The sequence below is a fragment of the Enterococcus sp. DIV1368f genome, assembly GCF_051712245.1.
Classification (GTDB): Bacteria; Bacillota; Bacilli; order Lactobacillales; family Enterococcaceae; genus Enterococcus; species Enterococcus faecalis.
In genome coordinates this window covers 2,395,597-2,418,872 of sequence record NZ_JBIOON010000001.1, presented here as the reverse complement: position 1 = coordinate 2,418,872, position 23,276 = coordinate 2,395,597, and the positions used below count along the sequence as shown (strand labels likewise).

The window sequence follows — 23,276 nt, the reverse complement described above, 5'->3', positions numbered from 1 at the left end:
AGGTAGCTTGTGAGTCAATGGTTTGAACACAGTACGTTAGTAGAACGATTCGTTTCGTGAACGTTATCTCACGAATGAGTGGCATTTGAATGAATTCAATTCAAATGCAATTTAGGTGGTACCGCGTAAATAAGATGAATCTACGCCCTAAAATACGAAAGTATTTTAGGGCGTATTTTAGTGTTTAGCCCAAAAAAACTCATTTGTAAAATAATTACCGCTCCAAATCGCGTATTTTAAGAAAGAAGGGGAAAAAATGTCAGAAGAAAAAAACTTACCAACGAAATATCAACCGACAGAAATCGAAGCTGGACGTTATCAAAAATGGCTAGATCAAGATTTATTTAAACCAAGTGGCGACAAAAAAGCGAAGCCCTATTCAATTGTTATTCCACCACCCAATGTAACAGGGAAACTACACTTAGGGCATGCTTGGGATACAACATTACAAGATATGATTATCCGCCAAAAAAGAATGCAAGGCTTTGATACGTTATGGCTACCAGGAATGGACCATGCCGGAATTGCTACGCAAGCAAAAGTAGAAGAGAAACTAGCACAACAAGGAATTTCACGTTACGACTTAGGTCGTGAAAAATTTGTTGATCAAGTGTGGGAATGGAAAGAAGAATATGCTTCTCACATTCGTGAACAGTGGGCAAAAATGGGCCTTTCTTTAGATTACAGCCGTGAACGTTTTACTTTAGATGAAGGGCTATCTGAGGCCGTTCGTAAAGTGTTTGTCTCTCTTTACGAGAAAGATTTGATTTACCGTGGTGAATATATCATTAACTGGGATCCGAAAGCGAAAACAGCATTGTCTGATATCGAAGTAATCCATAAAGATATTGAAGGAGCTTTTTACCATATGAGCTACCCATTATCAGATGGTTCTGGCGTTGTTGAAATTGCGACAACGCGTCCTGAAACAATGTTGGGAGATACGGCGATTGCGGTCCATCCAGAAGATGAACGGTATCAAGAACTTATTGGTAAGACAGTTGTCTTGCCATTAGTAGATAAAGAAATTCCAATTATTGCAGATGACTATGTAGATATGGAATTTGGAACAGGGGTTGTAAAAATCACACCTGCCCATGATCCAAATGACTTTGAAGTCGGTAATCGTCATGACTTACCTCGAGTAAATGTTATGAACGAAGACGGCACGATGAATGAACTGGCTGGAAAATACGAAGGAATGGATCGTTTTGCCGCACGTAAAGCGATTGTCTCTGACTTGAAAGAACTAGGTCGCTTAATTAAGATCGAAACAATGAATCACAGCGTGGGCCATTCAGAACGAACAGGCGTTGTCGTGGAACCTCGTTTATCGACCCAATGGTTTGTAAAAATGGGACCATTAGCTGAAAAAGCAATGAAAAATCAAGAAACAGAGGACGCTGTTGAATTTTATCCACCACGCTTCAATCAAACATTTTTACGTTGGATGGAAAATGTACATGACTGGGTTATTTCGCGACAATTATGGTGGGGCCACCAAATTCCTGCTTGGTATCACAAAGAAACGGGCGAGATGTATGTTGGGATGGAAGAGCCAGCCGACAGTGAAAACTGGGTTCAAGATAGTGACGTCTTAGATACATGGTTTAGTTCTGCTTTATGGCCATTTTCAACGATGGGTTGGCCAGATGAAGCAAGCGAAGATTATCAACGTTACTTCCCAACAAGCACATTAGTTACTGGCTATGACATCATCTTCTTCTGGGTAAGTCGTATGATTTTCCAAAGCTTAGAGTTTACAGGTGAACGTCCCTTCCAAAATGTCTTAATTCACGGCTTAATTCGTGATGAGCAAGGACGCAAAATGAGTAAATCATTGGGGAATGGGATTGATCCAATGGATGTTATCGAAAAATATGGCGCAGATGCATTGCGTTGGTTCTTATCAAATGGTTCAGCTCCAGGTCAAGATGTTCGTTTTAGTTATGAAAAAATGGATGCTTCTTGGAACTTTATCAATAAGATCTGGAATGCAAGTCGCTTCGTTATCATGAATGTAGAAGGTATGACTGCTGCAGATATTGACTTTAGTGGTGAAAAGACTGTCGCTGATCGTTGGATTTTAACGCGCTTAAACGAAACAGTCGCCCGTGTGACAGAATTATTTGATCGCTTTGAATTCGGTGAAGCAGGTCGCCAATTATACAACTTCATCTGGGATGATTTCTGTGATTGGTATATTGAAATGAGTAAAGAAATTCTTTACGGAGACAATGAAGCAGCTAAACAAACAACACGGAGCATCTTGGTGTACACATTGGATCAAATCTTACGTTTATTGCATCCAATTATGCCGTTTGTAACAGAAGAAATTTGGGAAAAAATTCCGCATCAAGGTGAGTCATTGGTTGTGGCAGAGTACCCAGTTGTGCATGAAGAATTTAACGATGAAGCAGCAGCTCGAGGAATGGAAGTTCTGAAAGAAGTTATTCGTTCGGTTCGGAATATTCGAGCAGAAGTGAATACACCACTTTCTAAACCAATTACCTTGTTAATTAAAACAAACGATACAGAAGTAGAAGAATTTTTAACAGCTAATACTAGCTACTTAGAACGCTTCTGTAACCCAGAGGAATTAGTCATCAGTCGTGAAATAGAAGCGCCAGAATTAGCCATGTCCGCTGTATTAACAGGCGCAGAACTATTCCTACCATTAGCTGGGTTGATTAATATCGAGGAAGAAATTGCTCGCTTAGAAAAAGAATTAGACAAATGGACAAAAGAAGTCAAACGTGTGCAAGGCAAACTTTCAAATGAACGTTTTGTGTCAAATGCACCAGATGAGGTCGTGGAAGCAGAACGTGCAAAAGAAAAAGACTACCTTGAAAAACAAGAGGCTGTCAAAGAACGGATTGCCCAATTACGTTCAATCTAAAAAAGAAAAGACAACAAAACCAAACGTTGGTTTTGTTGTCTTTTTGTTATAATTTGCCAAATAATTGAAACAAATACAACATTAAATAGCTGTAAGTAGCCACAGACCAGAATTTCAATAAAAGAACAATTTTCATGAATTCCTTTAAAGAAATATCTGTAATTCCCGCCACTAAACAAACAATATCATCTGGAGCGAAGGGGACTAACATAGTAAAGATTAAGAGCTTTTTGACATTGTGTTCATTTTTGTCTAAAATCTCTTCAAATTTTTTGTATTTATTGGGTGAAAGGATTATTTTTACAAAGCTACGTCCATAGTAACGAACTAGTAAAAAGCCAATAAACTCACCAATAATCAATCCAAGATAGCTATACAAAAGTCCTTGCAAATTGCCAAACATCAACATTCCTGCAACAGAAGAGATTCCTCCAGGTAGAATAGGGATAATCACTTGGACGATTTGTAAAAGAATGAAACACAGAACCGCATAGTTACCAAACTGTTTAATAAAAGCTTGCAAGGAAGCAACAGAATGAAAAATTCCTCTGGAATATCCCCATAAAATTAAGCCGAAGAAAAGCACCAGTCCAACTAGGGGTAACCACCGAATGAGTCCATTTAAAAATTTTTTCTGATTAGTCATGAGTGGCCTCCTGACGTTTTCGACGGTATTTTTTAAAGCCAAGATAACCAGCCGTTCCCAGTAAAATCATTCCGCTGACGGCAGTGCCGAGATAAATCATTCTTGGATGATAGGCAAAGGTTAACTGCTGTTTGCCCGCTGGAACTTCAACAGCTAAAAAGCCACCTAGAATGCGTTGTGTTTTTAATGGTTCTTTTTGTAGCGACGATTTGACTTGCCAATCTTGGTCATAAGGAATGGACGTATACAGTAACTGAGTATCATTTCCAGGTACATTCAGTGCGCCATTTAAATGGCCTTTTTTAGTTGCATTCACGTGAAGAGCTTGTTGGTGTAATTTGTCAACCGCACGATTAAAGGCTGTTTGGTCTAAAGTTTGAAGTTGCCAATTGGTTAAATCAACCACTTGTTCAGCAGTTAGTGACAGGGTCACGGTAGTTCCTTTTTCAAAATGCCCTAAATTGAACAGTTGATTGGTTGCAATATAAATCGGCGTCGAGATAACTTGTTGGTTTACCTTCAATTGTGTAACTTTTTTCCATTTTAAATTCGGAATATAAAGATGCAAGTCACCAGTGCTATTCACTTTAAAGGTTGCTTCAATTGTTTCGTTGGTATGATGAGGTTCATTTATCAACGAAGCTGTTTTAAAGTAAGGTTTATCCGTCGGCACGAGCGTTTGCAGGAGTTCTTCTTGGGCATCTAAAGGATTATTTTTTGCTAATTTTAACTTGGTTAATGCGGTTGGCGCCAAAAAGCCCATACCGATCGCTTCATCATTTTCCATGATTTTCGTGGAACCAACTGTTTTTAGCAATTTTTCACTGGTAGGTTTTTCAATTGGTAAAAAGTCATATTTCACATTTAAAAGTAAATTGGTTAGTTGTGAATTATCCACATAGGCAATCCGGCGATCATTTTTTCGATATAAACCTAGCGCACTTAATGTGTCTTGGGTAGTGGCAGTTAAAGTCGAAGTATAGCTAGAAACGCCAGCATAACCATAAAGTAAAGGATTATTGTAGCCGTTATTGATTTCACGGAACCCTGTTTCTTTGGAAGGAATGACTTGTTTCATGCGATAAAGTTCTGGTGCTGAGGCCATTTTTTCATCGATTAATTGGCTGTGTTTTCGGTAATCTTGGGCAAATGTTGCTTGGCTACCAAAGGGCATGTGTTTAAAAGAAATCCAGAAATTCGTTGTTAATTCTGTGCTGACCAGTAAGAATAAAGCCACGACTACATAGTTTCTTAAGGCCTTTTTTTGTGCTAAACGCAAGCAAACGAAAATCAACCAAATAAAAAGTAAACTTAGCCATAAATAATTGATCGAAATTAAGAGATTCTTTTGTGGACCATAATACAAAGATCCGTAGCCAATGACTAACAGCAGACTAAAAATAATAGGTGCGGACCAAGGAATGGTCACTTTTTTAAGCCAAACTTCATAGGCAAAGACAATCAATAAAAAGCTAAAAATAAAGACATTTCGGTAAGGGAAACCAGCTGGGCTTTGAAACATGTGCCAGACAGTGTTAAAGGCTTCTAACCAAAAGCTTAAAAAGAGAATGAATAAAAGAATCGCTGAAGCTATTCTTTCTTTTAACGCAATTTGTTTCGTTTGAAAATAGGCGACACAGAGGAGTGTCACAAATAATCCAGCAAAAACGGTTGGTAAATGGTCTAAACGCAACTCATAATTAATAGAACCTAAGCCTAATTGCGAGAAGAACGAAGTATTGAACTTAGGCGTTAAAAAGAACGTCGAGACATCAAAATCTGCTTTTTTTGTATAGAGCATTCCTTCTGCTGCAGGTAATAATAAAAAGCTAGTTGCGGTTCCTGTTAAAAAAGAAACGAGGATGAATAACGGACTTTGTTTAAAAAATTGCCGAATAGCATGGGCTTGAGTATTCTTTTTAAAGAACCAATAGATACTGTACAAAACAGCAAAGAGACAAATCATATAACCCATGTAGTAATTCGTCACAATCGCTAAAAACAGGGTTATACTGTATAAGCCCCATTTGCGTTGATCCCATAAACGTTGGAGTCCCAATAAGATAAGCGGGAATAGAATCAGTGCATCCAACCACATAAAGTTTTGGCTATAGACGGTGACAAAGCCACAGAAACTATAGGACGTTGAAAAAAGTAACGTGGTGCCATCAACTTTTTGATAGGTGTATTTTAAATAGCTAAACATCGTAGTGCCCATCAAGGCAAGTTTTAAGGTAATAATCCATAAAATTGCTATAGGTAATTGTTCATAAGGAAAAAAGAAAGCCAACACATTAAAAGGGCTCAGTAAGTAATAGGCTGCCAAAGGAACAATCGACTCACCAATCTCATTGGAAAAAGAGTAGAATGTAGTTATTCCCTCGTGAAAAGAGCGTTTTAAAAAACTCAAGAAAGGCATGTATTGTGTGCCTAAATCACTAACTAATAAGTTGTTGTCACCAAAAGGCGCAAGTTGTAATGTCATCCATACAAGCAACAGAAGTAAAAACGGCAAGAAAAAACTTCCTAACCATAAAAGCTTCGATTTGTTTTTCATCAAAATAAGTCCACCTTTATAAAAAAATCATGAATAAGCGTGTTGAACGCTCTAAAAATAGTTTTTAATTGGCTGGCTGGAACGAACCATCCAGAATGTTAGTTTACCATAAGTTCATTAATGTATCCGCTAATAATGCAAAATTATGAAAAATGCAAAAAGTTTTCAAGAAAAAGTTTCAATTGGTTATTAGTGAAAAAGTCACCTAACTTAGTTATAATGTAGAAGAAGACAAGGAGTTGGACAAGATGCAATTAACAATAGAAGAAGCCATTGAATGGATTCATAGCCGGTTACCCTTTGGTTCAAGACCTGGTTTGGATCGGATTAATGCGTTATTAGAAAAAATTGATCATCCAGAAAACAAAGTGCCAACGATTCATATCGCAGGAACCAATGGTAAAGGCTCAACCGTGACATATTTACGCTGTCTATTAGAAGAAATGGGCTTGAAAGTCGGAACCTTTACCTCTCCTTATATTGAATCATTTAATGAAAGAATTGCGATAAATAGTCAACCAATTTCAGACGAACAATTGATTACCTATGTGGAAAAGTATCAACCAATCATTAAAGAATTAGACCAGATCACTGAAGTGGCTGGAATTACAGAATTCGAAACATTGACAGGAATGGCCTTGGACTATTTCGTGAATGAACAAGTGGATATCGCAGTTGTTGAAGTTGGCTTAGGTGGATTACTTGATAGCACCAATGTCGTGAAGCCATTATTGACGGGAATTACGACAATTGGGAAGGATCACACAGAAATTTTAGGTGAAACAATTGCTGAAATTGCCTATCAAAAAGCGGGTATTATTAAAGAAAAAGTCCCAGTAGTAACAGGCAATATTTGTGCTGATGCGCTAGCAGTCATTGAAAAAGTCGCACAAGAAAAACAGAGTCCAATTTTTCGTTTTGGCAAAGAGTATCAAGTGGAATATCTACATCCTGACACACAATGGGGGGAAGTATTTAATTTCTATGGAGAAATGGGCAAACTGACAAAGATTAAAGTTCCCTTGTTGGGGCGTCACCAAGTAGAAAACGCGGCAGTGGCTATTCAATTATTTGACAAGTATTGCCAACTACAACATTTGCCGTTTAAAGAACGAGACATTACTCAAGGGTTAGCTAAAGCGCAATGGCCAGCTCGAATGGAACGTCTTAGTGATGAACCGTTGATTGTTTTAGATGGTGCCCACAATGATCATGCAGTAAAACGCTTAGTTGAAAACTTGCGCAAAGAGTTTCCACAACACACGATTCATATTTTATTTTCAGCTTTAGCAACTAAAGATGTGGATGAGATGATTCAGGACTTAAAGCAAGTACCGAATGCGCATCTTTACTTAACTAGCTTTGATTACCCTAAAGCTATTGCACTTACAGAAATGGAAAAATATGAAGACGATTTAACAGAAATTGTGTCTTTATGGCAATTTGGCTTAGGCGAAATTTTAGAAAAAATGTCGACAGATGATTTATTATTAGTAACAGGTTCATTATATTTTGTTTCTCAAGTAAGAGAATTACTTTTAACTATAGGAGGAAATGATGAAGAAATTTGATGGCGTAATTTTTGATATGGATGGGTTGCTTTTTGATACGGAGTTGATTTACTATACATCTACTCAAAAAGTAGCAGATGCAATGGGGTTACCATATAGTAAAGAAGTCTATTTAGACTATGTTGGGATTTCCGATGAAGAAGTACAAGAGAATTACCGACGTATTTATGCATCCTATGGTCACGACACAGTGGAAGAATTTATCCGCCGTTCTTATGATGATACCCTGCAAGAGTTTCGATCTGGTAACGTCCCTTTAAAACCAGGGGTGGTGGAATTCCTAGACTTTTTAGATGATCAAAAAATTCCTCGATTAGTTGCTTCAAGTAACGTCCGTCCAGCAATTGAAATGTTATTAAGCCATGCTGGGATTCAGGATCGTTTTGTAGGGATCGTTTCAGCAGAGGATGTTAAACGAGCAAAACCGGACCCAGAAATTTTTCAAAAAGCTCGTCAACTTTTAGGAACAGAAGCCCCGAAAACCTTGATTTTCGAAGACTCATTTCATGGGGTAAGTGCGGCTCATAGTGCGGGCATTCCAGTGATCATGGTACCTGATTTATTGCAACCAACTGAAGTTATCCAAGAGAAAACATTACATGTCTTGGAGAGTTTACATCAAGCGCCACATTATTTAAAATAATAAAAACAACACTCCTTTGCGTAGTTTATTAATGACTAGCAAAGGAGGTTTTTTTATGCAAGTATCGGATCTGTTTATTCGCGAGATGCCGAGTGATTGTTTACCACGAGAACGGCTCTTGGCGATAGGAGAAAAAGCATTATCGAATCAAGAGTTGTTGGCGATTCTGTTACGAACTGGCTCAAAAGAAGCAGACGTGATGACTGTTGCTGCAACGCTGTTAAAACAGTTTAAGCAACTTTCTTATTTGCAGCAAGCCACGTTGAACGAGTTAATGGCTATTAAAGGCATTGGCCAAGTGAAAGCTATTGAATTACGTGCGGCTATTGAATTGGGGTGTCGAATTTATCAAAGTAGTCAAATCAAATTTGGCAAAGTTACGTCCAGTCAACAAGTCGCTCAACGATTACTCCAAGAGATGAAGGGGCTGCAACAAGAACATTTAATTTGTATTTACTTGAATACCAAGAATGACATTATCCAACAGAAAACGATTTTCAAAGGATCACTGAATCAAAGTATTGCTCATCCACGCGAAATTTTTCGGGAAGCGGTTAAATATTCTTCTGCTCGCATACTATTAGCTCATAATCATCCATCTGGCAATCCGACACCGTCTCCACAAGATATTCAATTTACCAAACGAATGGAAGAATGTGGCGAAATGATGGGGATTCAATTGTTGGATCATATTATTGTTGGTGATAGCGGATACATTAGTTTGAGAGAAGAGAATTTTTTTGCTTCAGAATGAGGACAATTCTTGCAAAAATATTTTATCACGTGTAAAATGAAAGGGTAATCTTGTTTGGAATTATGTAGACTTTTTAAATTTTTTTAAATATTCTATTGGAAGCGAGCAAAGTTACGACTATTTATGTGCAAATGCACGAGGAGGAACAAAAGAATGGAACAAGGAACAGTAAAATGGTTTAACGCAGAAAAAGGTTTTGGGTTTATCTCACGCGAAGACGGAAGCGACGTATTCGTACACTTCTCAGCTATCCAAGGTGATGGTTTCAAAACTTTAGAAGAAGGTCAAGCAGTGACTTTCGATGTTGAAGATTCAGACCGTGGCCCTCAAGCAGTTAACGTAGAAAAAAACTAATAAAAAATAATCCAAAAACACCTAACGCATGTTAGGTGTTTTTTTGTTAGAAAAAATAGAGAAGAAAAATGGACAAGCATTTTTCTTCTCTATTAAATGAGAGCTTTATTGATCACTAACTGTGGCAGTCATAATCATTGGCAGAATCATTGGATGACGTTCTGTTTGTTCAAACAAGAAAGGCTGTAAAGCGGTCGTCATGGCTTCGCCTAATTTTGCTTCGGTACAGTTTTTATCTTTCATTGCTTCACGTAGAGCATTGAATAAAAGACGTTGGCCTTCATGAATCATATCACCAGACTCACGCATGTAGACAAAACCACGGGAAAGAATGTCTGGACCAGCCATAATTTCTTTATTTTTAATATCAACTGTTGCTACCGCTAAAACTAAACCTTCTTCAGATAAGATACGACGATCCCGTAAAACAACATTCCCGATATCACCGACACCATTTCCATCAACGTACACGTCATTAGCATTGAAGTGACCAGCAGGACGTGCGCTATCAGCCGTTAAAGCTAAGACATCGCCGTTGCCCATGATAAAGCAATTTTCTTCAGGAACCCCTGTATCTTGAGCGAGCGAAGCATGGATTTTTAACATTCTAAATTCACCATGAACAGGCATGAAATATTTAGGCTTCATCAAGCGAAGCATTAATTTTTGCTCTTCTTGTCCACCGTGACCAGAAGTATGGATATTATTGATTTTTCCGTGGATAACTTCCGCACCGGCTTCAGATAATAAGTTGATTAAACGGTTAACGCTTGTCGTATTCCCAGGAATTGGTGAACTTGAGAAAACAACCGTATCGCCTGGTTGAATACTAATTTGGCGATGTGTACCGTTAGCAATCCGACTAAGCGCGGCCATAGGTTCTCCTTGAGAGCCAGTACATAAAATCATTGTTTCATTTGCTGGCAATTGATTCAGTTCCGCCGCATCGACAAACGTTCCTTTGGGCACTTTGATGTAGCCTAAGCGTTCGCCATTGACAATGGCATTTTCCATGCTACGACCAAAAACAGCAATTTTGCGACCGGTTTTCACGGCTGCATCAGCAGCTTGTTGTAAACGGAAAATGTTTGAAGCAAAACTGGCAAAGATAATCCGACCATCAATTTTTTCAAAGATTTTTAAAATAGAGGTCCCAATTGTTTTTTCGGATTTTGTAAAGGTGGGTATTTCAGCATTGGTACTGTCTGAAAGAAGACAAAGGACGCCTTCTTCACCTAATTTCGCCATTCTGTGTAAGTTGGCTGGCTCACCAACGGGTGTAAAGTCAAACTTAAAGTCACCTGTTGCGACAATGTTACCAGAAGGCGTTTTAACCACAACGCCCAAGGCATCAGGAATACTGTGAGTCGTCCGGAAAAAGCTAATCGCTGTTTTTCTAAAACGAATCACCGTATCTTCATTAATTTCGTGTAATTCCGCTTCTCGCAATAAACCATGTTCATCTAGTTTGTTGGTAATTAAAGCCAAGGCTAGTGGTCCCGCATAGATTGGGATATTCGCTTGACGTAAAAGATAAGGAACGCCACCAATATGGTCTTCATGACCGTGGGTAATAACGAGTGCTTTGACTTTATGCAAATTTTGAACGATGTAGCTATAATCTGGAATCACGTAGTCAATCCCAAGTAAATCATCTTCTGGGAATTTGATCCCAGCATCAATAATGATAATTTCATCTTGGAATTGTACCCCATATGTGTTTTTTCCAATTTCGCCTAAACCACCGATTGCAAAAACGCCAGTTTCGTTATTTTTTATGTTTACTTTCATGTTAAAACTCCGTTAGAGTGAAGTCCGCATGTTCTTGCTCGTAAGCAAGATGTTTTTCGTCTAATAATTGAACGTATTCAATATTGTATGGGGTATTTTCTTCAACTAATTGGCGCACGATTACATCGCTATCGGCTTCCATGTAAAGAGATTTTGTGTCTTCTCTTTTTGGGTTTCTGATTTTTGTTTCTTGATAGTATACTTTGTAAATCATCGATTCATTTCTCCTTCAGCTACTAATAGTAGCAATTTATAGTTTTTTCATTTTAAGACAGAAAATTAAACACAACAAAACGAGGTGCTGATCACCTAAAAAAGAATGCTCATCAAAAACATCTGTTAATGATGAAATGAAGCCTCGACTTTGCTTCATTCTGGGTATTTGATTTTATGTGTTCTTTTTCAACCGTCCCGTGTGTTGTGAATAACAACAATTAAGCTTATTTTATCATAGAATGATAAGGAAGTATAGAAACACTCACTGGACTTTTAAAAAAAACAAACTTCTTGTTTCGCCTTATTCTTGATCAAGTTCGAGTGCCTTTTTTTTAGGACGCCAATACCAACTTAAGCCAATCACGTGGGCTAAATAAACAATCGCTAAAGTCGTAGTCATCAACGTATTTCGGACAATTAAACACGGAATGGCAAATAAAAGAAACATGGAAATAAATAGTTTCCATTTGCCTTTACGAGTAATTTTTTTCTCAAAGAAGGCTTCTTGGATATATTTTTGATAATAAGAAGAAGCTAAAAATTTGTTATAAAGTTTATCTGAACTACGCATCCAAAAAAAGGCCGTTAATAAATAAAAACCAGTGGTGGGTAAAAGCGGCAAAAAGATTCCTAACGTGCCTAAAGCAAACGTACAGGAACCGAGAAAAATGAAGAATAATTTTTTCATTCAAAGGGTCCTTTCAGTTTTTCCCAATTATGGCACAATCAAAAGGAAGTAGCAATTTTAATCGTATAAGTAAATCATTAAAATTATCTATTTTTTAGAAAATCTAAAAGGGAAAGGATAGAAAGAGAAAGGCTGTTTTTTCTAGCCAGACAGCTTGTATTACCGATTTCTTTTTGATACAGTGGGAGTACTAGAAAATTTAAAGTAAGATAAGAAGGAGATGATTAATTGAAGTTAATGTGGCGTTACACAATGCGTTATAAGAAATTACTTTTCGCTGATTTTATTTGTGTGTTTGGTTTTATTTTGATTGAATTAGGCTTGCCGACCATTTTAGCGCGAATGATTGACAAAGGAATTATTCCTAGAGATATGGACTATATTTATCAGCAAGGGATTTGGATGGTTGTAATTACGATTATTGGCGTCGCAATGAATATTTTGCTAGGGTACTTTGGTGCCAGAATTACAACAAACATTGTTCGTGATATTCGTGATGATTTATTTGAAAAGATTCAAACTTTCTCACACAGTGAATATGAAAGTATTGGGGTTTCTTCCTTAATTACGCGAACTACCAATGATGCATACCAAATTATGCTCTTCATGGGAAATATTTTACGTCTTGGCTTTATGACGCCAGTGATGTTTATTGCCAGTCTTTACATGGTGATGCGAACGAGTCCGTCGTTAGGAATGTACGTTTTAGGTGCCTTGCCTTTTCTGCTGCTAGCAGTTGTCGGAATTGCTCGTTTGTCAGAACCGTTATCTAAAAAGCAACAAAAGAACTTAGATGGAATCAATGGGATTTTAAGAGAAAATCTTTCTGGATTGCGGGTAATACGCGCATTTGTTAATGAAAAATTTGAAGAATCTCGTTTTAATAAAGTCAATGAAACTTACACTAAAAGTTCAAAAAGTTTGTTTCGTTTAATGGCAGCAGCCCAACCAGGCTTCTTTTTCTTATTTAATATTGTGATGGTCTTAATCATTTGGAGCGGGACTGTTCAAATCAGCCACGGGGATTTAGAAGTTGGGAATTTAATAGCTTTTATTGAATATATTTTCCATGCGCTGTTCTCGTTTATGTTATTTGCCAGTGTCTTTATGATGTATCCGCGGGCTGCGGTTTCGGCTTCACGGATTCAAGAAGCCTTAGACATGGAACCAGCTATTCGTGAAGAAGAAGGCGTAACAGAAACAGCTACTAAAGGCTATCTAGAGTTTAAAAATGTAACCTTTGCCTATCCTGGACATGCGGAAAGCCCAGTTATTCGCAATGTAAGTTTTAAGGCGTCACCTGGTGAAACAGTGGCCTTTATTGGGAGCACAGGTAGTGGGAAATCAACATTAATTCAATTGATTCCACGGTTTTATGATGTATCAGAAGGTGAAATTTTAATCGATGGAGTGAACGTAAAAGATTACCAACTTAGTGCATTACGCAATAAGATTGGCTATATTCCACAAAAAGCGTTACTTTTTACTGGTACAATTGCTGATAATCTTCGCTACGGTAAGGAAGATGCGACGTTAGAAGAAATGGAACGAGCAATTGACATTGCTCAAGCAACAGAATTTGTTTCACAAAAACCGCAAGGCTATGATGAACCTCTTTCAGAAGGTGGCACGAACTTTTCTGGTGGTCAAAAACAACGTTTAGCTATCGCACGGGCGATTATTCGCAATCCGGAAATTTATATATTTGATGATAGTTTTTCTGCGTTAGATTATCAAACAGATGCAAATTTACGAGCGCGTCTGAAAAAAGAAACAACAGAATCCACTGTTTTAATTGTGGCACAACGTGTTGGAACAATTATGCATGCGGACCGCATTGTTGTTTTAAACGAAGGCGACGTGGTCGGAATTGGCACACATCGTGAATTACTTGAGACTTGTCCAATTTACTATGATATTGCGGCTTCTCAATTGTCAGAGGAGGAATTAGCATGAAACACGCCTTTTCTTCTATGAAACGAATCGGTCGCTATATTAAACCGTACCGAGTTACGTTTTATTTAGTTATTTTATTTACAATATTAACCGTTGCCTTTAATGCAGCGTTGCCTTATTTGACTGGATTACCAACGACAGAAATTAGCCGTAATATTGCGGCTGGCGAATCCATTAATTTTGATTATGTAATCCGATGTTTAATTTGGATTTTAGTTGTGGGAACAGGTTATTGTGTGGCACAATTTTTGTCAGGATTTTTAATGACGAATGTCGTTCAACAATCCATGCGCGATTTACGTCGAGATATTGAAGAAAAAATCAATCGTTTGCCAGTTTCTTATTTTGATAAGAACCAACAAGGAAATATTTTGTCACGGGTGACGAACGATGTGGATGCTGTCAGCAATGCGATGCAACAAAGTTTTATCAATATTGTTTCGGCAGTCTTAGGTATTGTGATGGCGGTAGTGATGATGTTTTTAATCAATCCGCTGATGGCGATTTTTTCAGTGATTATGATTCCGTTGTCTCTGATTATTTCCAGAACAATTGTTAAAATCTCCCAGAAATATTTCCAAGGAATGCAAAATTCTTTAGGAGACTTAAATGGTTATGTTCAAGAAAATATGACTGGGTTCAGTGTCTTAAAACTATATGGTCGGGAAAAAGAAACCCTTGAAGGCTTTAAACAAGTCAATCACCGTTTAAATGGTTTTGGTTTCAAGGCATCCTTTATCTCAGGATTAATGTTGCCATTGGTTCAAATGACCGCTTATGGGACCTATATCGGGGTAGCTGTCCTTGGTAGTTACTATGTGGTTGCTGGTGTGATCGTAGTGGGGCAGTTACAAGCGTTTATTCAATATATTTGGCAAATTAGCCAACCAATGGGGAATATTACGCAGTTGTCTGCAGCTTTACAAAGCGCTTCAGCTTCGACCATGCGGATTTTTGAAATCCTAGATGAACCAGAAGAAGAACTTAACGAACAAGATGTTCCTTTGCCAGAACCTATTTTAGGCTCTGTTGAATTTGAAAATGTCAGCTTTAGTTATGACCCAGAAAAACCGTTAATTCGTAATTTGAACTTTAAAGTTGATGCGGGCCAAATGGTTGCGATTGTGGGACCAACTGGCGCTGGGAAAACAACCTTAATCAATTTGCTAATGCGTTTTTATGATGTAACAGAAGGCGCCATTAAAATTGATGGTATTGACACAAAAAAAATGAACCGTAGTGATGTCCGATCTGTATTTGGAATGGTATTGCAAGATGCTTGGTTGTATAAAGGTACCATTGCCGATAACATTCGTTTTGGGAAATTGGATGCCACGGATTATGAAGTTGTGGATGCAGCGAAAACGGCCAATGTGGATCACTTCATTCGGACAATGCCAGATGGGTATGAAATGGAAATCAATTCTGAGGGAGATAACGTTTCCCTTGGTCAAAAACAATTGTTGACCATTGCCCGAGCGGTAATTTCTGATCCGAAAATTTTGATTTTAGATGAGGCGACTAGTTCAGTCGATACACGCTTGGAAGCCTTAATTCAAAAAGCAATGGATCGTGTTATGGAAGGACGAACAAGTTTCGTTATTGCCCACCGCCTATCAACTATTCGTGAAGCTGATTTAATTCTTGTTATGAAACAAGGAGAAATCATTGAAAAAGGTACGCATCATGAGTTGCTGGAACAAGGTGGCTTCTATGAAAAACTATACAATAGTCAATTTGCTGAAGAAGGCGACTATGAGGAATAAAAAAACGGCTGTCTGAAAAGACAGTCGTTTTTCTTGTCTTTTTTACTATGAAAGTGAGGAATTCTTGTCTATACTTAATGAAAAGAGGTGACAGAGTTTGAAAAAAGAATATTTTATTGCTGCTAGTGCAGATGTCTATGGAAACGTACAACTAGCAAAGGATAGTAATATTTGGTTTCAGTCGGTCTTAAGAGGTGACAGTAACACAATTACCATTGGTGAAGGTAGTAATATTCAAGATGGCACGATTATTCATGTTGATGAAGATGCCCCGACAATTGTAGGCAAGTATGTAACGGTGGGCCATCAATGCATGTTACACGGTTGTAAAATCGGTGATGGTGCTTTGATTGGCATGGGGTCAACGATTCTAAATAATGCTATTATTGGAGAAAACAGCCTGATTGGTGCGGGCTCTTTAGTGACGGAAGGCAAAATTATCCCGCCAAATGTTTTAGCATTTGGTCGACCCGCGAAGGTTATCCGTCCGTTAACGGCAGCAGAAATAGCCAGTAATCATACGAACGCCTTACATTATATTCAACGAGCAGAAGAATTTCGCCAACAAAAATACCCAAAACTAACATAGAATTAGGAGGAAAATGATGAAGAAAATTAAAGTAATGACAGTTTTTGGAACACGGCCAGAAGCAATCAAAATGGCCCCTTTAATCAAAGTTTTAGAAGAGCAAAGTCAAGGGTTTGACTCTGTAGTAGTTGTAACAGCGCAACATCGACAAATGTTGGATCAAGTGTTAGAAGATTTTCAAATTACACCGAATCATGATTTAAATATCATGAAAGATGGGCAAACCTTAACAGATATTACAAGTCGTGTTTTGAATTTATTAACTGAGGTTCTTGTGACAGAACAGCCGGATATTGTCTTGGTTCATGGCGATACAACCACGTCATTTGCGGCTGCATTGGCTGCTTTTTATCAACAGATTCCAGTGGGACATGTGGAAGCAGGATTGCGGACCTGGCAAAAATATTCTCCGTTTCCGGAAGAAATGAATCGTCAACTGGTAGACGTGTTAACTGATATTTATTTTGCCCCAACCACTCAAAGTAAGGACAATTTAATCAAAGAAAATCATCCAGAAGAACATATTTATGTAACTGGCAATACAGCGATTGATGCGATGGCGTACACTGTTGATGCCCACTATCAAAATGATTTATTGGAAAAAATCCCTACAGACCAACGCATTGTACTAATCACAATGCATCGTCGTGAAAATTTAGGCCTGCCAATGGCAAATGTGTTTAAAGCTGTTCGTCGACTTGTAATGGAACATCCAGAAATTGAAGTCATTTTCCCTATGCACAAAAATCCCAAAGTCCGTGAAATAGTAGCGGAACACTTAGGTGAATTAGCACGTGTGCATTTAATTGAACCATTGGACGTCAAAGATTTTCAAAATTTTGCAGCGAAAAGTGCGTTAATTTTAACTGATTCTGGCGGTGTGCAAGAAGAAGCTCCTTCCTTAGGTGTGCCAGTTTTAGTTTTACGAGATACAACGGAACGACCAGAAGGCGTAGCGGCAGGAACATTGAAATTGGTTGGTACAGACGAACAAGTAGTCTATCAAGAGGCGAAAACATTATTGACTGATTCTGATGCTTACCACGCGATGGCGCATGCACAAAATCCGTATGGGGATGGTCAAGCTAGCCGCCGAATCGTTGAAGCCATTGCCTATGAAATGCAGCAATCAGATAAAAAACCAGATACGTTTACAGCAAAATAAATAAAAAGGCAGAGAAGCGCTGAAAAATGTGCTTCTTTTGCGTATCTTATTTTGAAGAATCAATTAGACAAAAAATGCTAGAAAGTAGTGAAGTGAAGATGTATCAAACGATTTTATTTGATTTAGATGGCACAATTACGGATTCTGGTAGCGGCATTATGCGTTCTATTTTATACGCAACAGAACAATTAGGCTGGCCAGCTCCTAGCGAGGAGACGTTACGTTCTTTCATAGGGCCGCCTTTATATGAGTCGTTTTTGCACATGGCGCCTTCAGCTGAAGCAGCGCAACAAGCCGTGGGTCATTATCGAGCGTATTATCAGAGAAAAGGCATGTTTGAAAACCATGTGTATCCAGGGATTCCAGAAGTGTTAACAAGGTTAAAGGAAGCGGGAGCAAAGTTATACATTGCGACTTCCAAGCCAGAAGAATTTGCTAAAAAGATTATTACTCATTTTGATTTAGATCGTTATTTTACAGGCATCTATGGAGCGAGCATGGACGGTCATCGTTCTAAAAAAGCAGATGTGATTCAGTATGCATTAACGGAAGCTCAATTAGACCCAACCAAAGAAGCGATTATCATGGTTGGTGATCGTAATCATGACATTCTTGGTGCTCAACAAAATGGCTTAGATAGTATAGGTGTCTTGTATGGATTTGGTGAAGAAACAGAATTACAAGAGGCGGGAGCGACATTCCTAGTACAATCGCCTAAAGACTTAGGTGATATTTTGCTACAAAATTCTTAATAAAAAATGGATTTTCGATAAATTTAGGAGGATTTTAAGATTTATTATCGTTTCAATAGAAAAGCGCCATCATAGGCTTTAAACGTTGTCAATGATGAATTTTTTATCGGGGAATGACGGTCTTTTTATTAAAAACATTTAATTTTAAAGAGGTTTCATGTATAATAGTTTCAGTCATAAACGATAGAATAGTAAGGAGGGTTAGTTTTGGCTAATGATAACCAAAATAACCAAGATCCCAAATCTTCGCTTAGAGATCAAGTAACTGGGTCTTTAAAAGGTAGAAATGATGGCGATCAACCTGATTCCTCTGAAAAAAATGATAGGTCCCCCCAACCTTCATCTGATGAATCACAAGAAACAGCGAGCCGCACAACACAAACACGTGCAGGTTCTAGAGCTGCTCGAAGACGTGGGAAAGACAAGACAACACAGACAGTCGAAGAGCCAACCCCGATTGAAACAGACGAAAAGCCAACAAATACAAAAAAACAAACACGTAAAAAAGAAGATCGTTTAGTCGGTCGTATCGTGTTAATTGTAGTTTCTGTATTGGTTTTAATGATGGCAATCTTTGGGTTTACTTTTTATAAATATGTAGACGCTGGGCTACAACCACTAGACAAGAACAATAAGAAACTTGTTCAAGTGCATATCCCAGAAGGATCTTCTAATAAGCAAATTGCTGCGGTTTTAGAAGAAAGCAACGTCATTAAAAGCGGAATGGTTTTTAACTACTACGTAAAATTTAAAAACTTAACAGATTTTCAAGCGGGCTATTATCAAATGTCTCCAAGCATGACACTCGATGAAATTGGTGAAATGCTAAAAGAAGGAGGTACGCCAGAACCAACTAAAATCGCAGATGGCAAAGTAACGATTCCTGAAGGCTACGATATAGATAAAATTGGCGAAGCCATTGAAAAAAATACGGATTTCAAGAAAGCAGATTTCATTGCATTAATGAAAAACGAAGACTTCTTCAATCAAATGAAGGCTAAGTATCCTGATTTACTTGAAAGTGCTGCAACCGCAGAAGGTGTTCGTTATCGCTTAGAAGGCTATTTATTCCCGGCAACTTATGATTACTACAAAAAAGCAACACTTCCTGAATTTGTCGAACAAATGATTGCTAAAATGAACACAGTAATGGAACAATATACGCCGACAATTCATGCAAAGAATTTAACCAATCAGCAAGTCTTAACGTTAGCTTCATTGGTTGAAAAAGAAGGAGTCAAAGAAGCAGACCGCAAACAAATTGCCCAAGTATTCTTTAACCGCTTGGCTGCCGATATGCCGATCCAATCAGATATTTCTATTTTGTATGCTCTAGGAGAACACAAAGAAACTGTAACGTATGCTGATTTGGAAGTGGACTCGTCTTATAACTTGTATAAAAATACTGGTTATGGACCAGGACCATTAGATAGCCCAAGTGAGGAGTCAATTAAAGCAGTCTTGAATCCGACACCAAGTGACTATTTATACTTTGTAGCAGATATTTCTACAGGAAAAGTATACTTCTCAAAAACATATGAAGAACATCAAGTATTAGTAGATCAGTATGTCAATAATTCAAGTAGTGAATAAAATGAAAACATAAAAGAGCTTGGTGAATCAATTTTGTATGATTCACCAAGCTTTTAGATACTCAAAAAGTAATCTGTTTAAGAGAGGGAAAGCGTAGCAACTAGAAATTTATATAAATAAAATTTAGCAAAATCACAAAAATTCAATAATTATATTTACAATTTAGAAAAAGCGTGGTACTCTTTTGTGGATTGAAAGCGGAATTTTTTTCAATAACCAACCAAGAACTACGTATCGTTAAGCGAAAAAGGAGAATTAACATGGTAGAAAAAGTATATCCAATGACTCTTGAAGGAAAAGAAAAATTAGAACAAGAGCTAGAAGAATTAAAAACAATTAAACGTAAAGAAATCGTAGAGCGTATTAAAATCGCTCGTAGCTTTGGGGATCTTTCAGAGAACTCAGAGTATGAATCAGCTAAAGATGAACAAGCTTTCGTTGAAGGACGTATTACAACGTTAGAAAATATGATTCGTTTTGCAGAAATCATCGATAATGATGGCGTGGACCAAGACGAAGTTTCCATCGGTAAAACAGTTACTTTCCAAGAATTGCCTGATGGAGAAGAAGAGGAATACACAATCGTAGGAAGTGCCGAAGCCGATCCATTTTCTGGTAAAATTTCTAACGATTCACCGATTGCGCAAGCCTTAATTGGTAAACAATTAGGCGACCAAGTGATTATTGCAACACCTGGTGGCGACATGACAGTTAAAATTACAAAAGTTGAAGCAAACTAAATAATTGAGTAGGGCAGGCAGCTTCCAAGGCCTGTCCTTTCGCAATCTAGGACATTTAGGGCTAAAGTCCTATGGTAACCTGAGGCGCAAACCACTATGATTAAATAAAATAAACGAGTAAAATAAATGATAGAGGGAGGAGGCAAATCTATGAATAACCCTTGGCGCTTTTTTATCGTCGCAGAAGCATTACTTTTTATTCTGGCGTTATGGCAAATTGTACATAATCCTGGATTAGCTGTTTTATTAACAATTGGCGTTTTACTTGTGGCCTACGTTTCCAGGAAAGCATCAAAAACACATTTTAACAACTTTCAATTCGTCCTCGGCGTTGTTTTTATTGTCATTGGTGCAATGAACAGCACGGCCGTTTGGTTTATGTTGATTTTTGGCGTACTCTTTATCGGCTTAAAAGGCTTTGAGATTTCAGGCGTGGATATAGCTGAGCGAGCACCTTGGCGTAAAAAACAAATGATTATGGTGGAGACGGCGGCAAAAGAACCTAAAAATGGCAAACGATTTAAACGCCGCTGGTTTGCCAACGAACGCATTGGTAACAATATCTATGAATGGGACGATATCAATATTGATTTAATCTCTGGGGACACCATTATTGATTTAGGTAATACGCTACTACCGAAAGAAGACAATATTATTATTATTCGTAAAGGTTTTGGCCGCACGCGAATTCTAGTACCGTTAGGTGTAGCTATTTTGTTAGAACATTCAACGTTTTACGGAACGGTACGTTTTGAAGAAGAAAAATATCAATTGAAAAACGAATCATTAAAAATTTACAGCAATGATTACGATACCAATCTTCGTCGTTTGAAAATTATGACGAACACTTTAGTAGGAGATGTTGAGGTGATCCGTGTATGACCGATCGGATTTCAAGACGCATGATTTCATTATATGCGTCCCTTAGCACCTTTATTGTTATCTTAATTACATTGTTTTCATATTTTCATTCGATTAAACAAAACCGGTGGCTATTAGAGCTTCTTCAGAGAAAAGTCTTTTATTTACCACTAATTGTGCACATTGTTCTCATATCCTTACTAATAGGCTTATTGACCTTTTTACTGATTTCATTGGTTCAAAAAGGGCAATATGGACGGATTGAAGAAAAACTTCGGTTATTGGCCAATGGTAATTATGAAAGTCCAGTCTTAAACAAACCAACGACCAGTGAAAATCAAGACCATTATCTAACCGAAGTCGAACAAGATATTTGGTCGATTAAAAATAAATTATTAGAGATGTCTAAAGAATTGCAATTATTAAACAGTCGACCGCAATTAATGGATGGGCAAACAAAAGAAGAAATTTTAGAGAACGAGCGGCATCGTTTGGCGCGGGAGTTGCATGATTCAGTCAGTCAACAACTTTTTGCAGCCATGATGATGTTGTCTGCCTTAAATGAACAAGCACAACGAACAGAAACCCCTGAACCATATCGCAAACAACTAGCCATGGTGGCAGAAATCATTAATGCCTCCCAATCGGAAATGCGCGCGTTACTATTGCACTTGCGTCCTATCAGTCTAGAAGGAAAAAGTTTGCGTAAAGGTATTGAACAATTACTGAAAGAACTACAAACAAAAATTAAAATTGAATTGATTTGGGATGTTGAAGATGTTCATTTAAATAGCAGCATTGAGGATCATCTTTTCCGAATTGTGCAGGAATTACTTTCAAATACCTTAAGACATGCCAAAGCAAAGGAATTAGAGGTATACTTACACCAAGTCGATAAAAACGTGCTATTGCGTATTGTTGATGACGGTGTCGGCTTTGATATGAAGGAACAAAGTAATAAAGCCGGTAGTTATGGCTTAAATAATATCCGAGAACGTGTTGTCGGCATGGGCGGTACAGTTAAAATTATTAGTTTTAAAGGGCAGGGAACTAGCGTTGAAATTAAAGTTCCTGTCATAAAGGAGGAAACTGCAAGTGATCAAAGTAATGTTAGTGGATGACCATGAAATGGTCCGTTTAGGCGTTTCATCATATTTATCTATTCAAGAGGATATAGAAGTCGTAGGCGAAGCAGAAAATGGTAAGATTGGCTATGAAAAAGCATTGGAACTACGTCCAGATGTTATTTTGATGGATTTGGTAATGGAAGAAATGGACGGCATTGATTCAACAAAAGCGATCTTGAAAGATTGGCCAGAAGCCAAGATTATTATTGTGACGAGTTTTATTGATGATGAAAAAGTGTATCCGGCGATTGAAGCTGGTGCAGCGGGCTACCTATTAAAAACATCAACAGCACATGAGATTGCTGATGCAATTCGGGCGACTTATCACGGAGAGCGTGTGTTGGAACCTGAAGTGACGCATAAGATGATGGAACGGTTAACAAAAAAACAAGAGCCGGTGTTGCACGAAGATTTGACAAACCGGGAACACGAAATTTTAATGTTGATTGCACAAGGTAAAAGTAATCAGGAAATAGCTGATGAACTCTTTATCACTTTGAAAACAGTTAAAACACATGTTTCAAACATTTTAGCAAAACTAGATGTGGATGATCGGACCCAAGCGGCGATTTATGCTTTTCAACATGGTTTAGCCAAATAAATATCAG

20 protein-coding genes and 1 other annotated feature (1 of these 21 running past the window's edge) are annotated in these 23,276 nt (G+C 37.9%); of the genes, 15 read left to right on the top strand and 5 right to left on the bottom strand.

Annotation, left to right across the window (positions count from 1 at the left end; translation table 11 throughout):
- Window positions 1-153: a binding site (T-box leader), on the top strand (it extends 87 nt beyond the left edge of the window).
- A 103-nt stretch (window positions 154-256) separates the two neighbouring features.
- Window positions 257-2,899: a valine--tRNA ligase gene (locus IGL07_RS11830; protein WP_002372973.1), complete on the top strand. Its 2,643-nt coding sequence runs from the start codon at window positions 257-259 to the stop codon at window positions 2,897-2,899.
- A gap of 46 nt (window positions 2,900-2,945) precedes the next feature.
- Here the strand turns inward: IGL07_RS11830 and IGL07_RS11825 are convergent, their stop codons facing one another.
- Both IGL07_RS11825 and IGL07_RS11820 read right to left on the bottom strand, forming a co-directional pair.
- A complete protein-coding gene (locus IGL07_RS11825) occupies window positions 2,946-3,545 on the bottom strand; it encodes a TVP38/TMEM64 family protein (RefSeq protein WP_002355114.1) in 600 nt (199 codons plus the stop codon).
- Window positions 3,538-6,102, bottom strand: a complete 2,565-nt coding sequence (locus tag IGL07_RS11820; protein WP_010817643.1) for a YfhO family protein — start codon at window positions 6,100-6,102, stop codon at window positions 3,538-3,540. Before IGL07_RS11820 ends, IGL07_RS11825 begins: the two co-directional genes overlap by 8 nt.
- 248 nt (window positions 6,103-6,350) lie before the next feature.
- On the opposite strand from IGL07_RS11820, the gene IGL07_RS11815 reads away from it, so the two are divergent.
- The 4 genes from IGL07_RS11815 to IGL07_RS11800 all read left to right on the top strand — a co-directional run bounded on the left by IGL07_RS11815 (window position 6,351) and on the right by IGL07_RS11800 (window position 9,424).
- Window positions 6,351-7,673, top strand: a complete 1,323-nt coding sequence (locus tag IGL07_RS11815) for a bifunctional folylpolyglutamate synthase/dihydrofolate synthase (RefSeq protein ID WP_010817642.1) — start codon at window positions 6,351-6,353, stop codon at window positions 7,671-7,673.
- Entirely contained in the window at window positions 7,657-8,316 is a 660-nt protein-coding gene (locus tag IGL07_RS11810; protein ID WP_002385286.1) for an HAD family hydrolase, read from the top strand. Before IGL07_RS11815 ends, IGL07_RS11810 begins: the two co-directional genes overlap by 17 nt.
- A gap of 55 nt (window positions 8,317-8,371) precedes the next feature.
- Window positions 8,372-9,070, top strand: coding sequence for a RadC family protein (gene radC / locus IGL07_RS11805; protein ID WP_002365188.1), 699 nt, complete (start codon window positions 8,372-8,374; stop codon window positions 9,068-9,070).
- 153 nt (window positions 9,071-9,223) lie between these two features.
- Complete coding sequence (locus tag IGL07_RS11800) at window positions 9,224-9,424, top strand: cold-shock protein (protein WP_002355121.1); 201 nt, start codon at window positions 9,224-9,226, stop codon at window positions 9,422-9,424.
- A 105-nt stretch (window positions 9,425-9,529) separates the two neighbouring features.
- On the opposite strand, the gene rnjA is transcribed toward IGL07_RS11800, so the two are convergent.
- The 3 genes from rnjA to IGL07_RS11785 all read right to left on the bottom strand — a co-directional run bounded on the left by rnjA (window position 9,530) and on the right by IGL07_RS11785 (window position 12,119).
- The gene (rnjA, locus tag IGL07_RS11795) at window positions 9,530-11,215 is read right to left on the bottom strand and encodes a ribonuclease J1 (protein ID WP_002355122.1); all 1,686 of its coding nucleotides are present in this window, start codon (window positions 11,213-11,215) and stop codon (window positions 9,530-9,532) included.
- Window position 11,216: 1 nt separating this feature from the next.
- Window positions 11,217-11,429: a DNA-directed RNA polymerase subunit epsilon gene (locus IGL07_RS11790; RefSeq protein ID WP_002355123.1), complete on the bottom strand. Its 213-nt coding sequence runs from the start codon at window positions 11,427-11,429 to the stop codon at window positions 11,217-11,219.
- 303 nt (window positions 11,430-11,732) lie between these two features.
- Complete coding sequence (locus tag IGL07_RS11785) at window positions 11,733-12,119, bottom strand: YbaN family protein (protein ID WP_002355126.1); 387 nt, start codon at window positions 12,117-12,119, stop codon at window positions 11,733-11,735.
- Window positions 12,120-12,347: 228 nt separating this feature from the next.
- Between IGL07_RS11785 and efrA the strand changes: the two genes are divergently transcribed.
- The 10 genes from efrA (at window position 12,348) to IGL07_RS11735 (ending at window position 23,269) form a co-directional block, all read left to right on the top strand.
- On the top strand, window positions 12,348-14,075 hold the full coding sequence (gene efrA, locus IGL07_RS11780; protein ID WP_010710228.1) for a multidrug efflux ABC transporter subunit EfrA: 1,728 nt from the start codon (window positions 12,348-12,350) through the stop codon (window positions 14,073-14,075).
- Entirely contained in the window at window positions 14,072-15,841 is a 1,770-nt protein-coding gene (efrB, locus tag IGL07_RS11775; protein ID WP_010817641.1) for a multidrug efflux ABC transporter subunit EfrB, read from the top strand. The genes efrA and efrB overlap by 4 nt, the downstream gene beginning before the upstream one ends.
- A gap of 97 nt (window positions 15,842-15,938) precedes the next feature.
- Window positions 15,939-16,430, top strand: a complete 492-nt coding sequence (locus IGL07_RS11770; RefSeq protein ID WP_002355129.1) for a gamma carbonic anhydrase family protein — start codon at window positions 15,939-15,941, stop codon at window positions 16,428-16,430.
- Between the two features lie 13 nt (window positions 16,431-16,443).
- Window positions 16,444-17,595: a non-hydrolyzing UDP-N-acetylglucosamine 2-epimerase gene (gene wecB, locus IGL07_RS11765; RefSeq protein WP_002402063.1), complete on the top strand. Its 1,152-nt coding sequence runs from the start codon at window positions 16,444-16,446 to the stop codon at window positions 17,593-17,595.
- A 74-nt stretch (window positions 17,596-17,669) separates the two neighbouring features.
- Window positions 17,670-18,347, top strand: a complete 678-nt coding sequence (locus IGL07_RS11760; RefSeq protein ID WP_025189584.1) for an HAD family hydrolase — start codon at window positions 17,670-17,672, stop codon at window positions 18,345-18,347.
- A gap of 207 nt (window positions 18,348-18,554) precedes the next feature.
- On the top strand, window positions 18,555-19,940 hold the full coding sequence (gene mltG, locus IGL07_RS11755; protein ID WP_002375722.1) for an endolytic transglycosylase MltG: 1,386 nt from the start codon (window positions 18,555-18,557) through the stop codon (window positions 19,938-19,940).
- 260 nt (window positions 19,941-20,200) lie between these two features.
- Window positions 20,201-20,680: a transcription elongation factor GreA gene (gene greA / locus IGL07_RS11750; protein WP_002355133.1), complete on the top strand. Its 480-nt coding sequence runs from the start codon at window positions 20,201-20,203 to the stop codon at window positions 20,678-20,680.
- Between the two features lie 150 nt (window positions 20,681-20,830).
- Window positions 20,831-21,562 carry a cell wall-active antibiotics response protein LiaF gene (gene liaF, locus IGL07_RS11745; RefSeq protein ID WP_002381168.1) on the top strand — a complete coding sequence of 244 codons (732 nt, stop codon included), beginning with the start codon at window positions 20,831-20,833 and terminating at the stop codon, window positions 21,560-21,562.
- A complete protein-coding gene (locus IGL07_RS11740) occupies window positions 21,559-22,662 on the top strand; it encodes a sensor histidine kinase (protein ID WP_002365182.1) in 1,104 nt (367 codons plus the stop codon). The genes liaF and IGL07_RS11740 overlap by 4 nt, the downstream gene beginning before the upstream one ends.
- Window positions 22,637-23,269, top strand: a complete 633-nt coding sequence (locus tag IGL07_RS11735) for a response regulator (protein WP_010817639.1) — start codon at window positions 22,637-22,639, stop codon at window positions 23,267-23,269. Before IGL07_RS11740 ends, IGL07_RS11735 begins: the two co-directional genes overlap by 26 nt.
- The last annotated feature ends 7 nt before the right edge of the window (window positions 23,270-23,276 follow it).

Bases quoted from the DNA above. Each gene is read 5' to 3' on its own strand.
- IGL07_RS11830 (WP_002372973.1), top strand. From the start codon at position 257: ATGTCAGAAGAAAAAAACTTACCAACGAAATATCAACCGACAGAAATC.
- IGL07_RS11825 (WP_002355114.1), bottom strand. From the start codon at position 3,545: ATGACTAATCAGAAAAAATTTTTAAATGGACTCATTCGGTGGTTACCC.
- IGL07_RS11820 (WP_010817643.1), bottom strand. From the start codon at position 6,102: ATGAAAAACAAATCGAAGCTTTTATGGTTAGGAAGTTTTTTCTTGCCG.
- IGL07_RS11815 (WP_010817642.1), top strand. From the start codon at position 6,351: ATGCAATTAACAATAGAAGAAGCCATTGAATGGATTCATAGCCGGTTA.
- IGL07_RS11810 (WP_002385286.1), top strand. From the start codon at position 7,657: ATGATGAAGAAATTTGATGGCGTAATTTTTGATATGGATGGGTTGCTT.
- radC (WP_002365188.1), top strand. From the start codon at position 8,372: ATGCAAGTATCGGATCTGTTTATTCGCGAGATGCCGAGTGATTGTTTA.
- IGL07_RS11800 (WP_002355121.1), top strand. From the start codon at position 9,224: ATGGAACAAGGAACAGTAAAATGGTTTAACGCAGAAAAAGGTTTTGGG.
- rnjA (WP_002355122.1), bottom strand. From the start codon at position 11,215: ATGAAAGTAAACATAAAAAATAACGAAACTGGCGTTTTTGCAATCGGT.
- IGL07_RS11790 (WP_002355123.1), bottom strand. From the start codon at position 11,429: ATGATTTACAAAGTATACTATCAAGAAACAAAAATCAGAAACCCAAAA.
- IGL07_RS11785 (WP_002355126.1), bottom strand. From the start codon at position 12,119: ATGAAAAAATTATTCTTCATTTTTCTCGGTTCCTGTACGTTTGCTTTA.
- efrB (WP_010817641.1), top strand. From the start codon at position 14,072: ATGAAACACGCCTTTTCTTCTATGAAACGAATCGGTCGCTATATTAAA.
- wecB (WP_002402063.1), top strand. From the start codon at position 16,444: ATGATGAAGAAAATTAAAGTAATGACAGTTTTTGGAACACGGCCAGAA.
- IGL07_RS11760 (WP_025189584.1), top strand. From the start codon at position 17,670: ATGCTAGAAAGTAGTGAAGTGAAGATGTATCAAACGATTTTATTTGAT.
- greA (WP_002355133.1), top strand. From the start codon at position 20,201: ATGGTAGAAAAAGTATATCCAATGACTCTTGAAGGAAAAGAAAAATTA.
- liaF (WP_002381168.1), top strand. From the start codon at position 20,831: ATGAATAACCCTTGGCGCTTTTTTATCGTCGCAGAAGCATTACTTTTT.
- IGL07_RS11740 (WP_002365182.1), top strand. From the start codon at position 21,559: ATGACCGATCGGATTTCAAGACGCATGATTTCATTATATGCGTCCCTT.